Below are 15,007 nucleotides of genomic sequence, written 5' to 3' on the forward strand. Positions count from 1 at the left end.
GCGACAGCGATGCCGGCACCGTCACCGAAGACGGCGATACCGACACCYTGCCAGGCACAGTACAAACGGTGGCCGGCACCTTAACCGTCACCGACGTCGACAACGGCGAAGCGGTATTCCAAGTGCAAACCAATGTCGCCGATGGCAACTACGGTTTCTTCAGCATTGATGCCGACGGTAACTGGACCTACACCTTAAACAACAGCCACAGCGACGTGCAGTCACTCAAGGCGGGTGAAACCCTGACCCGTGACATCACGGTCACCAGTGCCGATGGCACCGCCAGCCACACCGTGACCATCACCATTGTCGGCGCGAACGACTATCCAGTAATAAATTCCGTATCAAATGCTACGGTATCTGAAGAGGGGCTACTTAACGGTATAGTAGATGACATTGGTAATTCTGATACTACAGATGATGTTTCTGCTAGCGGCACAATAAATATTAATGATGTTGATGGTGACTCTTTAAGCGTTTCACTTTCTGGCCCAACAGAATTAATGTCAGGCGGACAAGCTGTAAATTGGCTCTGGGATGCAAATACACAAACACTAATAGGCTACACAGGTGTTATTGGCGGCTCTTCCTATGTTGAAGTTATGGCTGTAGTTCTAACCGCTCCAACTTCTGGTGATTCCAATTGGACCTATGATGTGACTTTAAAGGCACCACTTGATCATCCAGACACTACATCTGAAGATACTATTACATTCGATATAGGTATTACTGTTAATGATAGTCATGGTGGCACCTCTACAGGTAGCTTTAGTGTTACGGTTGAAGATGACGCACCTGAAATCGCATCTATTAGCCCTGTCGAAGTAACGAATATAGATATTCCTGATACTTTAGTCGGTCTATTCTCTCTAACTGGCTATAGTGGCAACAACAATCTTCTTGATTTTGATGGTTTTACGATCACAGCCAAAGGATTTACCTCTTCAACAAACTCTAATTTAATTGATGCCGCAATCTATGGAAGTGGTAACGGGATAGGAGTTAGCAGTGTAGGGGCTCCTTATCATAATCTCGCGAACGAAGTCGATTTCCGTAAATTTGCAGATGGAAGTTCTGCATCTGAAGAAATCATCATTACTCTCGATCCAGGTACTGTTGCCTACGGCGTGAATATCCAGTTTTCCCATATGTTTGGCGGCGAGCTAGAAGTAGGAATTGTTGAGTTCTGGCGTGATGGTCAGCTTATTGCCACTCAAACATTTAGCTCTGACGCTAATAGTGGTGACTATGCTGCTAATTTCCAAGTCTTACAAGGCGGATTTGATACCATGGTTATCAAGGCGCTAGATAATGGTCAAGGGCCTCACAGCAGCGATAATAGTGATTTTACAATAACGGCAATTGAATTTACTGGTTCACCAACCCCTCCAGCAATCGCTTTTGCTACGGGAGTAATCAGCCCAGAGTGGGGGGCTGATGGTAAAGGCTCATTAACGTTGACTGGCAGTACAGAAAACAATCTGCTTACAGCATCAGGCAGCACAATTACCATTACTCAAAATGCAAATACGCTTACTGGTATAGATGAAAATGGTGAATTAGTATTTAGATTAGAATTTACGCCTGGAACAGGCACTTGGGAGTTTTTCCAATACCAAGAAATGCTCCAACCTTCTGATGGCGATATTGATTTCACAGTAAGAGCAACAGATCGTGATGGTGACTACACCGACGGTTCTTTCTCGGTTATTCCGCAGTTATACATAGCGCCACCTTCTGCACCAGAAGTGACCATTATCGATGACACTAATAATGACTCGTATTTAAGTCCTACTGAAGTAGGAAATGACGACGTTCAAATACAAGTCGAAATTGATGCTGCTGATTTTGCTGCTGGAGGCTATGTCAATCTCACTATTACAAACAGTGGTGTAACAACCAATGTCGAACTCAAACTGGTCAACGGTGAACTGCAACTTGCAGATGGTTCTCCAGCAACAGGTTTTAGTTATAGTAATGGTGTCATCAGTTGGACCGAAAGCACACCTGCGGCAGGCCAAAACATTACAGTAACCGCCAGCCAAACAAACTTTGCAGGAAATACTTCTCCTTCCGGCTCTGACAGTGCAACTATTTATCTGCCTGATAATCGCCAAACCATTGTTAATGAAAGTGATCTTCGTGACAATATTCCTAATGTTGTCTCAAGTACAATTAGTTTCACCGCAGGAAACCAACCACTGACACAGTTCCGTTTTAATGAGTCCACCATTAACGCTGCGACCAACCTTGCTGCTGGTGTAAGCATAGTGTGGGCCATTGCCACAAATGGCGCGCTAATAGGTTCGATAGATGGTATTGACGTGATTCAATTAACCCTCAGCGGCGGCTCAATTGCTGCTGGTACAACGGGTGATCTCACTATTAATGTTGAACTTCTCGATAACATAAAACACGTAAATGCTCTCGATGGCACAAATCTAAATTCACTGATCAATGGTATTGTTATTGAAGCTGTTAGCGCCGATGGTAGCATTTTGACCGGTAATTTAAGCATCGTCATTAATGACGATCTAATCTCCACCGACCCTGTAAGTACCTCTGGAGTAAATAGCTCTACTGCTGCCAACATAGTAGGCGCCCTCAATATTATTGGAGCCGATGGTAATGATCATACCCTTGATGATAATTACAGCATAAGCCTTACAACGAATATTACGGGATGGAATGGAACAACAGTTACATTCGCTAACTCTGGTATAACGGCCGATGGATTAACTGTCTTTTACTACGTTGATCCAGCTAATCCAAATGTGCTTATTGCATATACAGATACCAATGGTACAGCCTCTGCCTATACGGGAGCAGCCAACCAAACGTTAATATTTACATTAACGACTGATTCTAATAGCAATGAGTACACTTTCGATATCAATCAAAGCATTGATGAACTTTCGACTATCCAAATCGCAGGCTTAGTTGGTGGACAGGGCGGTATCGGTGACGCTGTCTACGTCACGAGCAATAACTCAGCGAGTGGCTATGGTGTCTATAACGATATTTCTAAAATCCCATCAGGGGAGAATATTGCATTCACACTTACCGCCCGAGATCAAAATGGTGATCTTGGCCGTGTCAATGGCACCAACAACGGCTTTGGAGTTGACAATCCAAGTGTTAGTGGTAACGAAGTTTTAATTGTTAATTACTCTGAAGATGCTGCGACTGCGAGTTTTAATTTTACAGGCGCGACATCAATTCATTTTAAAGCCTATGATGAACAAGGTAATCTGCTAGGTGAAGGAAATATTACCAGCGGCCAAGTCATCCAGAACTTAGGTTCGATTGGTTATATTGAATTATCAGCTTTAGCAGGGACAAACTTCCAATTTACTGGCACAACTGCACAGACAATTGTGAGCTCAACTCAAAATGTCGATTTACATTTTGATGTAACAGTCACAGATAGTGATGGTGATACTAATACTGGCGGATTTAACGTCCATCTTGAAGCACCCAATACAACCCCAATCGCACCTGTTGCTCTAACCACTAACGCTATTGCAAGCCTTAACGAAGCTGACTTGCAGGCTGGCGCCCCTGATATGAGCGTACAAACACTCAGCTTTAAGTCCGGTAGCAACTCCATTGGTAGCTTCCAATTTGGTGATTTTAGTAGTATTTCCGTAACTGGTATTAATGCTCAAATTCATTGGGTGATAAATGCCGCAGGTCAATTAATCGGTACCGTTTATGGACGCGAAGCACTTCGCTTAACTTTAGATTGGGATCGTATTAATGCAGGAGAACAGGGAGATGTCACAGTTACCGCAGAATTACTCACTAATTTACCCCACAGCGTAAATGTGGATAATCTTACGGTAAATGGAATTAAAGTTGTTGCTATCGATGGTGCGGGTAATACAGCACATTCCACTGTCATTGTTAATGTTGCTGATGATGTGGATATTGCAAAAAATGATACAGACCAACTAGATGTTGTTGTTGACTCATTTAAGTTTTCTGGAGTTGTTGCTAATTGGCAAGGTACTACTGGTGGTACAAATATCACTAAATATGATGGTCCAGATAACGATACAGGCCTAGATCAGATTCGTTGGGGTGACCCATCTAGTTGGTATGGAAGCCAATCAGGCTATGGCTTTTTGGATAACGATGCAGCTTTACAGGGCTCGCTATCGCTCAACCAGGATATCGTTTTGGGTACATTTACCCACTACAATTATTCAATTACATCAGGTACATCTATTACTGCAGCCACAATGCAAGTGACCTTTAACGTCACAGATGCATACGGAGTAACCACACCTGTAACCTTAACACTTAACTTCAATCATAACGAAACACCTAATACGAACGACCCAATTGCTTCACGCGATATTGTCACTGTAGGGCAAACTAGTGTGACCTTCAACTATGAAGGTCAAGTATACACAATGCAAGTTATTGGATTTAAAGACACTAATGGCAACATTGTCACATCTATCTACACGAATGAAGATGCTGCGACAAGTTACCAACTGGTTGTACGTATGGTTGCTGGTAATGGGTATACCTTACCAAACACTGACGGTAATGTATTGACAAACGATGTAGTTGGAGCTGATGGTCCATTGACCATTATTGGGGTAGCCAAGGGCGATCTTACCAATACAGGCGGGGTATCTGGGCAAGTAGGTTCAACCATAACGGGCTTATATGGCACTCTGGTACTAAATGTAGATGGTACCTATAAGTACCAACTCACAGCGAATGCAAGCCAATTACCAACAGTAGGAGCGGTAGAAACCTTCACTTATACCATTCGTGATAGTGACGGTGATGTATCAAGTGCAACCTTGAAAATCAACGTTAATCCCGTCAATAGCGATGGTATTAATATTGCGGACGCCAACCTTATTACCACTCAAGGCTCTAGTCTGAATGACACTATGGTCGTTGTTAATGGTGAAAATGCTAATAACCAAAACCAAAAAATATTGAACGTCAGTTTTGGTGGTGGCCAAAGCGGTATCATCACAAACAGTAACGGCAAAGAGGTTATTGCTTCTGGAGCTAACAATAAGAGCTATAGCTCTACGGATACCCAAATCGTTAATAGCGGCGAGGGTAACGATCATATTGAAACCGGCAAAGGCAACGATGTTATCTATGCGGGTAAAACAGGCTCGACTGGATATGGTTCTGATGATGCTCTTGAGCTATCAGTCAATACGCTCCTAAATCACCATATTATGACGGGCGAATTAACTGGCTCTAACAGAATGGTTGATAGTAACGGCCTATTATTGGCTAATGATGTCGCTTCACATAACGCTGATATTGTAAATGCTGGCAGCGGTGATGACCGAATTTATGGTCAATCTGGCTCTGACATTCTCTATGGTCATACTGGTAATGATTATATTGATGGTGGTAGCCACAACGATGCACTTCGTGGTGGAGACGGTAACGACACCTTAATTGGTGGACTCGGTGATGACGTCCTGCGTGGTGATAGCGGCGCTGACACCTTCGTATGGCGCTATACGGATGCAGACCAAGGTACTGACCACATCATGGACTTCAATGTAAGTGAAGATAAGCTTGATCTGAGTGATTTACTCCAAGGAGAAACGGCTAATACTTTAGAAAGCTATCTGAACTTTAGCCTAGATAGCAATGGCTCTACCGTTATCGATATAGATGCAAATAAAGATGGAGTTATTGATCAACATATTGTGCTTGATGGGGTTAACCTCTATAGCCAATATGGTGCAACTGATAATGCGGGTATTATTAATGGCTTACTCGGTACCAATGGTAGTGGGCCGTTAATTATCGATACCCAGCCTGTAAATCCAGAAACACCGCAGGGATTAACTAGATTTACTGATGACCCTAATACCAATGGCAATGTGATCCCTTAGATAAAATCGTTTGGATGGCCTATAGAAATATAGGCCATCATGACCGATACTTGCCATAACCATATAAAAATCCAAAGGATAAGTAATTAGGTGTCTGCTGCAGCTTCTGAAAAAATTGATCAATGGACCATTTCTGCCTCACAAAGAGTGTTAGTGGATCCTTTGCTGGATTGTTTAGTGTTACTCACTGAGCATTTTGGCAATCCGTGCTCGAGCGATTCGCTTGCGGCAGGTTTACCCTTGTCAGGTACCGTGTTATCACCCGACTTATTGCCTCAGGCAGCTTCAAGAGCGGGTCTAGCGGCTAAGCTGTCTCGAAAAGGCTTAAACGAAGTATCACCTATATTGCTCCCCTGTATTTTATTATTAAAAGACAAAAAAGCCTGTATATTGCGAGAACTTGATGTTGCATCAGATAAAGCAATTATTCAATTACCCGAGACGGGCGGTGAAGAGACACTGACAATTGAGTCGCTCGAAGCCTTATATGTGGGATATTTATTCTTAGTCAAACAAGAATACCGTGGCGACATGGGCTTCGATGTTTATCTACACGATAATAAAACCCACTGGTTAGTACAAACCCTCAAAGATTCAGCCCCCATTTATCGTGATGCATTAATCGCTTCTGTATTGGTGAATTTATTCGCCTTAGTTTCACCGTTATTTATTATGAATGTGTATGACAAAGTCGTCCCAAACCTCGCCTTTGAATCCCTTTGGGTTTTAGCGATTGGTGCGGCGATTGCTTATATGTTCGATCTTATCATGCGGCAACTTAGAAGTTACCTCATCGATGTTGCAGGAAAAAAAGTAGATATTATTGTGTCTTCGCAACTTTTTGCTAAAGCGATAGGTATTCCCCTAGAAAAACGTTCTCCTAGTATCGGCGGCATGGCGAAACAGTTAGGTGAATTCGATAATATTCGTGAAATTTTAACTTCGGCAACGATCACAACTTTAGTCGATCTCCCCTTCGCGATATTTTTCTTAATCATTATTTTTATTGTCGCTGGTGATCTCGCTATAGTTCCAGTCATTGGCGGCATCATCATTATTGGCTTCACGCTTTATATTCAACCTAAACTCAAAGCGGCAATCGAAGAAGGCAATAAATTTTCAAGCTTAAAACATGGGCATTTAATCGAGAGCTTATCAGCGCTAGAGTCAATTAAAGCTAATGGTGCTGAAGGAATTGTGCAAAAAAGCTGGCAACAGATGATAGGCCACAGTGCAAACTGGCAATTAAGGTCAAAAAAGCTCTCCAACTCTGTATCGAACGTGGCGAACTTTACGGTGCAATTTACCGTTGTCTGCGTGGTGATTTTGGGCGTTTATCGTGTGGCTGATAATGCGATATCTATGGGCGGAATTATTGCTGCGGTCATGCTATCGAGCCGCGCCATTTCACCTATGGCACAACTTGCAGGCCTGATGACTAGAGCAAACCACACAGCCAGTGCACTACGCCAACTGAATGAAATCATGACTCAAGAAGATGAGTTTGAAAATAAAGGACATTTAGTTAGCAAACAAAGACTCATAGGCAAGATCAATGCTGATCATGTCGGTTTTAGTTATCCAGGTTCTGAAAAGCCTGTGTTGCATCCGATGTCGCTGACGATTAATCCTGGCGAACGTATTGCCATTATCGGTCGAAATGGTTCAGGTAAAAGTACGCTCGCTAAGCTACTGGTCGGGCTATTTCAACCCACGGCAGGAAGCTTGCGCTACGACGGTTTAGACTCAGCACAGATTCATCCGAGTGATTTACGTCGTAATTTTGGCTACTTACCCCAAGATGTCACCCTATTCCATGGTTCTATTCGCGACAATATTTTATTTGGTACACGTCAAGTCACTGAACATCAACTCATCCGCGCGGTACAGCTTTCTGGTGTGAGTCAATTCACCAACCTAGAAGCAGAAGGCCTAGACCAACAGGTCGGCGAAGGCGGCATGTCACTCAGTCGCGGGCAAAGACAAACTGTCGCCCTTGCTCGCGCCACACTGAATGATCCCCCAGTGTTACTGATGGATGAGCCTACGGCGAGTTTAGATGCTCGCGCTGAACAACAATTTATTCGTTCAATGCAAAATGTCAGCAAAGATAGAACGTTAATTCTTATTACCCACAAGATGCATTTATTGCAACTCGTCGACCGCATTATTGTACTTGAACGCGGCCATGTGGTTGCCGATGGACCTAAAGCAGAAGTGCTAGAAAAACTCAATTTTGGCCTAGTGAACGGAGAGGCTAAAAGATGAGTAAACATTTAACAACAAACGACTTAGACATGGTTGATGATGTCTATGGCGCCATGATGACAGACGCTCCCAGCGGACACAGATTAATCATATGGGCACTTGCTGCTATGGTAGTGTGTTTTTTACTGTGGGCGGGGTTTGCTCAATTAGATAAGGTTACTACTGGAACGGGAAAAGTGATTCCTTCATCACAAGTTCAAGTTATCCAAAGTCTAGATGGCGGCATAATGCAAGAACTCTACGTTCAAGAAGGTGAGATAGTCACAAAAGGGCAGCCTTTAGTGCGTATTGATGATACCCGCTTTCGCTCCGACTTTGCTCAACAAGAGCAAGAGGTTTATGGCTTAAAAACCAATGCTATCCGCATGCGCGCCGAACTCGACAGCATTCTAATATCAGACATGACCTCTGATTGGCGTGAACAAGTGCTTATCACTAAAGAAGCGTTGATATTCCCTGAAGCTATCATTGCTGCGGAACCCGCCTTAGTGAAAAGACAACAAGAGGAATACAACGGGCGCTTAGATAACTTAAGTAACCAACTTGAGATCCTTGTACGTCAAATTCAACAAAGACAGCAAGAAATTGATGATCTCGCCTCTAAAACAACGACATTAACGACGAGCATGCAGCTAATATCCCGCGAGCTTGAACTCACTCGACCTTTAGCCAAAAAAGGTATTGTTCCTGAAGTTGAGTTACTCAAACTCGAACGCACGGTAAACGACTTGCAAGGTGAATTGAATTCAATGCGTTTACTCCGCCCTAAAGTGAAAGCTGCATTAGATGAGGCTATCTTAAAACGCCGTGAAGCCGTATTTGTTTACGCTGCAGAACTGCGCGCACAGCTCAATGAAACTCAAACCCGCCTCTCTCGCATGAATGAAGCACAAGTTGGCGCGCAGGATAAAGTCAGTAAGGCGATTATCACCTCCCCTGTTAATGGCACCATTAAAACCACGCATATCAATACACTGGGTGGTGTAGTGCAACCTGGGATCGATATTATCGAGATAGTTCCGTCGGAAGATCAACTGCTGATAGAAACTAAAATCTTGCCTAAAGATATCGCTTTCTTACATCCAGGATTACCCGCCGTAGTAAAAATTACCGCCTATGATTTTACCCGCTATGGCGGCCTTAAAGGAACTGTCGAACATATTAGTGCCGACACTTCTCAAGATGAAGAAGGCAATAGCTACTATCTCATCAGAGTTAGAACTGCAGAATCTAGTTTAACCAAAAACGATGGCACACAGATGCCAATTATTCCGGGAATGTTAACTTCAGTTGACGTTATCACGGGGCAAAGATCCATACTTGAGTACATTTTAAATCCAATTTTAAGGGCTAAGGACACAGCGCTCAGAGAGCACTAAGCCTTTTTTTTATAAACCGGGAGGTTGGTCATGAAGACTTCAGCAATACGACAATTTCAATGTTCAAAGATAGCCATAGTGCTGTCATTAATCCTGTTACCTTTATCGGCTCAAAGTCAGACGTTAGAACAAGCCGTTGCACATACGCTAGATACAAACCCAGATTTACGAGTGGCCTTCAACCGCTTTAAAGCGCGAGAAGAACAAGTTAATCAAGCGATAGCAGGCTATATGCCAACTATTGATGTCAATGGTGGCTACGGTTATGAACAAACCGACAGCGTATCGACACGTAGACGACCCAATATCGGCGAAGTCGATAGCAAAGGGGTGGCTGAATTAAATCCCGGAGAGTTTGGTGTTAGCATAAAACAAATGCTTTTCGATGGTTTCTACACCAGCAGTGAAGTTGATCGTTATAGTTTTGAAGCTAGCGCAGACCAGTGGGCACTGCTTGCTGCCGCTGAAGATATGGCACTCGATGTCAGTAAAGTCTATCTCAACTATTTACGCACCGATGAAGTGTTAAAATTAGCCGAGAAAAACCTTAACAGCCATAAAGAAATTTATGACCAGATTAAACAACGTACTGACTCAGGTTTAGGCTCAATCGCAGATCTATCCCAAATCTCGGGACGTTTGGCGCGTGCTAATGCTAACGTTATTTCTGCTCGCAACAATTTACTTGATGCAAAAGCACAGTACGTCAAAATTGTAGCGTCGGCTCCGGCAGACTTAATATTACCAGTGCCAGATGCAGACATGCTGCCAAAGGATCTTAGCTCTGGCATTATTGTTGCGCAAGAGAATCACCCCATACTCAAATCTGCAGCAAACGATATTAGTGCCGCAGAAAATGAACGCTCTTCAGTACAATCCAATTACTATCCTCAGGTTTCTTTAGAACTGAATGGTAACTGGAATAACGATATCAGCGGCGAAGATGGAATATCAGGTGCTGGTGCTTTCCGCAGTGATGTGGGTGGTCATAGTAACGATCTCGTCGCCATGGTGAGGGTGAGATACAACTTATTTGCGGGGGGTAAAGATCTTGCCCGTGAAAAAGAAACTGCTTACAAGTTAGGTGAAGCGAAAGAAATCCGCCAACGCGCCCAACGTGAAGTTGTTGAAGGGGTAAACCTAGCTTGGAACGCATTTGAAATGCTAGCGCCGCAAAAACAATATATTCGCGATCATGTCGTGGCCGCAAAGGATACTCAAACAGCCTATGCACAACAGTTTAATTTAGGCCAACGCAGTCTACTCGACTTATTAGATACCGAAAATGAGCTCTTCGAGGCACGTAAAGACTACTTACAAGCTGAATATGATGAAGTTATTGCTAAGTATCGCGTGCTCAATTCTACAGGGCGATTATTAGACTCACTTAAAGTCACTAGACCTGATGCGTGGCGCGGAGAGCGCAATTATGAAGGAGGAGCTAACAAATGAAAACTCTCACATTTTTTCTAAGTGTCACTCTTTTAGCTGGTTGTTCGATGCGCGATACGGTTAATATTGACGAAATGGTCACAACTCAAACCTATGATCTATCTGATAAAGATAGCGATGGTGTCATTGAAGCCCGTGAACGCTGCAACGACACAGCCCAAGGGGCAGGTATTGATAACTATGGCTGTGGCAAAATAAAAGCGATTAACGAGCGAAAGGAAATAAATATTTTATTCCCGAATGACTCTGCTTATATTGCGCCGGAGTACTATCCTCAAATTGAAGAGGTGGCTATTTTTCTACGTCAGTATCCAACGACCAAAGTGACTATCGAAGGTCACACGAGTCGCACAGGAACCGATGAACGAAATACAGTATTATCTCAAGAACGTGCAAATGCTGTCACCGCAGTACTGGCTGAACGCTTTAGTATTGATAGAAGTCGATTAACTGCTATTGGATATGGGTCTAGCCGCCCAATTGTTTTAGAACAGACGCCGGAAGCAGAAATTCGTAACCGTCGTGTTGTTGCAGAAGTCACTGGTGATGATACGGCAGCAGACATGAAATGGACAATTTACTCGGTCGATGACAACTCAAAATAAAGGACTAACACATTAGGTTATGAACGGCAGACTTGATTATAAAGATTCATTATTGCGAGTCTGCCGCTTTAGCCTAATAGCGTCAGCCTTAGGCATATGTTGCCTATATGCGGCCCCCACACAAAACCTTGATGAAGTGAAGATAACTTCAACCCTAGAAAAACATTACGGCGAACGTGCTGGAATGCGAGCAAGGGCTTGGTTCAAAGTGTTATCGGAAGCGAGTACGCTAGATGAAAAAGAAAAGTTATTGAAGGTGAATAACTTTTTTAATTTATTCCGTTTTGTGGATGACAGTAAATTATGGGGAGACTCGAATTATTGGGCAACGCCGATGGAGTTTATTGGTGTGAATGGCGGTGATTGCGAAGACTTTTCGATCGCAAAATACTTCACCCTACTCCAACTTGGTGTTCAAGAGGACAAGATGCGGATCACTATGGTTAAAGCCACTACGGTTAATCAATACCATATGGTATTGGCTTACTATGAAACACCATCATCAATTCCTTTAGTGCTCGATAATCTTGACCATGAAATAAAACCCGCCACAAAAAGAAAAGATCTACTGCCTGTTTATAGCTTTAACGGTAAACAGTTATGGCTCAATAAAGAGCAAGGTCGAGGCGTACTGGCAGGGTCCTCAAAACGATTAGAAAAATGGAACGATCTTAACCATAGATTAGGTGTTGACCGTCTTAGGCAACCAAAATTAAAACTGGAGTAGCACCAAAAATGACACTGTTTAGACAGATTTATTCGCTGCTTTTTAGCCTGTTCTTGCTTGTAGTTGCAAGCCTTGGCTATGTGCAATTCACTGAGACTCAAAGCTTTTTAACAAAGCAAATGGAGTCCGATCTAAACAATGCCAGCACTTCACTCGGTCTAATGCTTACCCCAGCACTCGAAGCCGGCGATACCGCAGCGGCAGAAACCTTAGTGAATGTTATTTTTGAAGGTGGTTACTATCAAAATGTAAAATTGACTTGGATGGTCGATGGTAAGCAACAAGAGTGGAATAATCCTTTAAAAATTGAAGATGTCCCTCAATGGTTTATCAATCTAGATCTGTTTAAAACCATCAAAAAACAAAGCACTATCACCTCAGGTTGGCTGCAGCTAGCACAGCTTGAAATCACTGCTCATCCTGGTTTTGGTTATCATGAACTATGGCGAATCATGTCCAATACCATCATAGCCTTCTCACTACTTTTTCTCGTTGCTATTTTTACAGCAAGAGTAGGCTTAACATGGATATTGAAACCTCTCCACACCCTGTCTGAACACGCGAAAAGTATCGCAGCACGCCAATTTGGTCCAGACATGGCACTACCCAAAACCACCGAATTAAAAGACTTAGTGACTGCATTTAACAGCATGTCAGCTCAATTGAAACAAGTGTTCCATTCTCTTGACGAAGAGGTTGGCGCGTTACGTAAGAAGAATCTTGTCGATCCGGCGTCAGGCCTGCCTAACCGCCAATATGTAGTAAGTCGTTTAAATGGTTGGTTAAGTGAACCTAGCAGCGGCGCTTTATTCCTCGCCAAGCTCGACTGGCTCGAAGAAGTGCACAGTAAATATGGCTATCAAGTTCGAGATGAAACCATACGGATCCTCGCAGAAAAGTTTCAACAGCAATTAAACGAAATAACGCCTTCGGTCATAGGGCGTATTGCCGCCTATGAATTTGCATTTTTAGTGACCGATGTTGAACACGATCAGATCAGCAAATATTTACAAACACTTATCCGTACCATCAATCAAGAAATGTCAAAAGCAGGCTGTAAGCCCAACGAAGACTTTGCTATCGGTATTGCTGAACGTATTGGGCAAATGAATGTGTCGGATATTTTGGCCCAAGCCGACAATGCCCTTCAAAAAGCATTACAAGAAAATAAAACCTTCCACTGGTTTGAAACCACAGAGCAGCAATTATTCACCCGCGAGCAATGGCGCGATAACCTCAGCCATGCCATCAGCAATAAGAAGTTTAAGTTTAGATGGCAACCCATACAATTTTGCGATGGTGATGGCATAGCGCAACGGGAATTGTATTGCCAATTAGAGCTTGGCGATCAACTCGCCCATGCAGGGCAATTTATGCCTTATATCGAGTTATTATCACTTGGTGCCTTACTCGATAAATGCTTAATTGAAACTGTCTACGAGCAAAAACTGCTCGAGCGGAGCTATGAACCGCTCGCAATTAACTTAACCCACCAAAGTATTAACGATCCTCAGTTCCATGAATGGCTAAATCAATTTTTGCGAAATGCCACATTTATTGAGCGCATCTGCTTCGAAATCCCTGAGGCTGGTGTTTATAGTGATCTTAAGTCATGCCAGCACTTATGTAACATCATTCGCGATAACGGTGCTAAGTTTGGTATTGACCACTTTGGTCGTCAGTTTGGCTCTATGTCTTATCTACAGGAATTAAGACCTAGCTATGTGAAGCTGGATCAATCCTTCGCCTACTATGATGAGACACACCACAATAGCGAATTGTGCCGCGCCCTAATCAACGTAGCAAAAGGATTGGACATTCAAGTCATAGTGACGGGTATTCAAGAAAAAGCTCAGCTAGAACGTTTTAACGAGCTTAGAACAGATGCCTATCAAGGCTTTATCGCCCCGCCAGTGAATCTTGACTAAGCCGTATTATTAAGAAGTGATGCTTGCAAACAAAAAGCTCCGTAAGGAGCTTTTTGTTTTTCTACGGTTGAGTGACTATGCCGATACAGTTCTGCTCTGCCAGGTGTAAATAAGAACTGTGGCCAACTTCTATACTCATTGAGGATACGCTATCAAGCAACAACAAACATGATAATGCAAGTGAGTAAGTTCCATTTCGCCAATGCAAAAAAGCCTCAGTGTATTCATTAATGAATGCTGAGGCTTTTCTACTTATTTGGTCGGTGATAGAGGATTCGAACCTCTGACCCTCTGGTCCCAAACCAGATGCGCTACCGGACTGCGCTAATCACCGTAAAACATTAACTATTTACCTAACTTACATTAAGCTCGCTAGTCACGCGAAGAATTTGGTCGGTGATAGAGGATTCGAACCTCTGACCCTCTGGTCCCAAACCAGATGCGCTACCGGACTGCGCTAATCACCGAGAATGAAAATCTTTATATCAAAGTAAATGAATGGGGTGACTGATGGGGCTCGAACCCACGACAACCGGAATCACAATCCGGGACTCTACCAACTGAGCTACAATCACCACTGATTTTCACTTACTTTACTAACCTTAAAGCTCACAACTCTATTCGGAAGTGGTGCGCCCAAAAGGATTCGAACCTTCGGCCTCACCCTCCGGAGGGGTGCGCTCTATCCAGCTGAGCTATGGGCGCTCGCCTTGGTTAGCGCCGCATATACTAGGGTCAAATCCCCTTTGAGTCTATA

The 15,007-nt window shown here is 43.3% G+C and carries 7 protein-coding genes and 4 tRNA genes; 7 read left to right on the forward strand and 4 right to left on the reverse strand.

Going from position 1 to position 15,007, the window contains the following annotated elements:
- The 7 genes from L5L97_RS13610 to L5L97_RS13640 form a co-directional block, all read left to right on the forward strand.
- On the forward strand, window positions 1–5,891 hold a 5,891-nt coding region (locus L5L97_RS13610; protein ID WP_411568958.1), incomplete at its 5' end, for a VCBS domain-containing protein.
- A gap of 90 nt (window positions 5,892–5,981) precedes the next feature.
- Window positions 5,982–8,159 (forward strand): type I secretion system permease/ATPase, encoded by a 2,178-nt coding sequence (locus L5L97_RS13615; protein WP_173496184.1) that lies wholly within the window; start codon window positions 5,982–5,984, stop codon window positions 8,157–8,159.
- Window positions 8,156–9,538: an HlyD family type I secretion periplasmic adaptor subunit gene (locus L5L97_RS13620; RefSeq protein ID WP_168825932.1), complete on the forward strand. Its 1,383-nt coding sequence runs from the start codon at window positions 8,156–8,158 to the stop codon at window positions 9,536–9,538. The genes L5L97_RS13615 and L5L97_RS13620 overlap by 4 nt, the downstream gene beginning before the upstream one ends.
- A gap of 30 nt (window positions 9,539–9,568) precedes the next feature.
- Window positions 9,569–10,990 (forward strand): TolC family outer membrane protein, encoded by a 1,422-nt coding sequence (locus tag L5L97_RS13625; protein WP_212600653.1) that lies wholly within the window; start codon window positions 9,569–9,571, stop codon window positions 10,988–10,990.
- Window positions 10,987–11,595, forward strand: a complete 609-nt coding sequence (locus tag L5L97_RS13630) for an OmpA family protein (protein WP_105250449.1) — start codon at window positions 10,987–10,989, stop codon at window positions 11,593–11,595. The genes L5L97_RS13625 and L5L97_RS13630 overlap by 4 nt, the downstream gene beginning before the upstream one ends.
- Window positions 11,596–11,614: 19 nt before the next feature.
- Window positions 11,615–12,322 carry a transglutaminase-like cysteine peptidase gene (locus L5L97_RS13635; protein ID WP_105250450.1) on the forward strand — a complete coding sequence of 236 codons (708 nt, stop codon included), beginning with the start codon at window positions 11,615–11,617 and terminating at the stop codon, window positions 12,320–12,322.
- A gap of 8 nt (window positions 12,323–12,330) precedes the next feature.
- A complete protein-coding gene (locus L5L97_RS13640; protein ID WP_105250451.1) occupies window positions 12,331–14,250 on the forward strand; it encodes an EAL domain-containing protein in 1,920 nt (639 codons plus the stop codon).
- 257 nt (window positions 14,251–14,507) lie between these two features.
- Here the strand turns inward: L5L97_RS13640 and L5L97_RS13645 are convergent.
- From L5L97_RS13645 to L5L97_RS13660, 4 genes are all read right to left on the reverse strand, one after another.
- Window positions 14,508–14,584: transfer RNA gene (locus L5L97_RS13645), tRNA-Pro, on the reverse strand.
- A gap of 56 nt (window positions 14,585–14,640) precedes the next feature.
- A tRNA-Pro gene (locus L5L97_RS13650) sits at window positions 14,641–14,717 on the reverse strand.
- 32 nt (window positions 14,718–14,749) lie between these two features.
- A tRNA-His gene (locus tag L5L97_RS13655) sits at window positions 14,750–14,825 on the reverse strand.
- A gap of 53 nt (window positions 14,826–14,878) precedes the next feature.
- Window positions 14,879–14,955 (reverse strand) — tRNA-Arg (locus L5L97_RS13660).
- Window positions 14,956–15,007 lie beyond the last annotated feature (52 nt).

Origin of the sequence: Shewanella sp. SM71, assembly GCF_025653905.1 — a bacterium.
Taxonomy (GTDB): domain Bacteria; phylum Pseudomonadota; class Gammaproteobacteria; order Enterobacterales; family Shewanellaceae; genus Shewanella; species Shewanella oncorhynchi.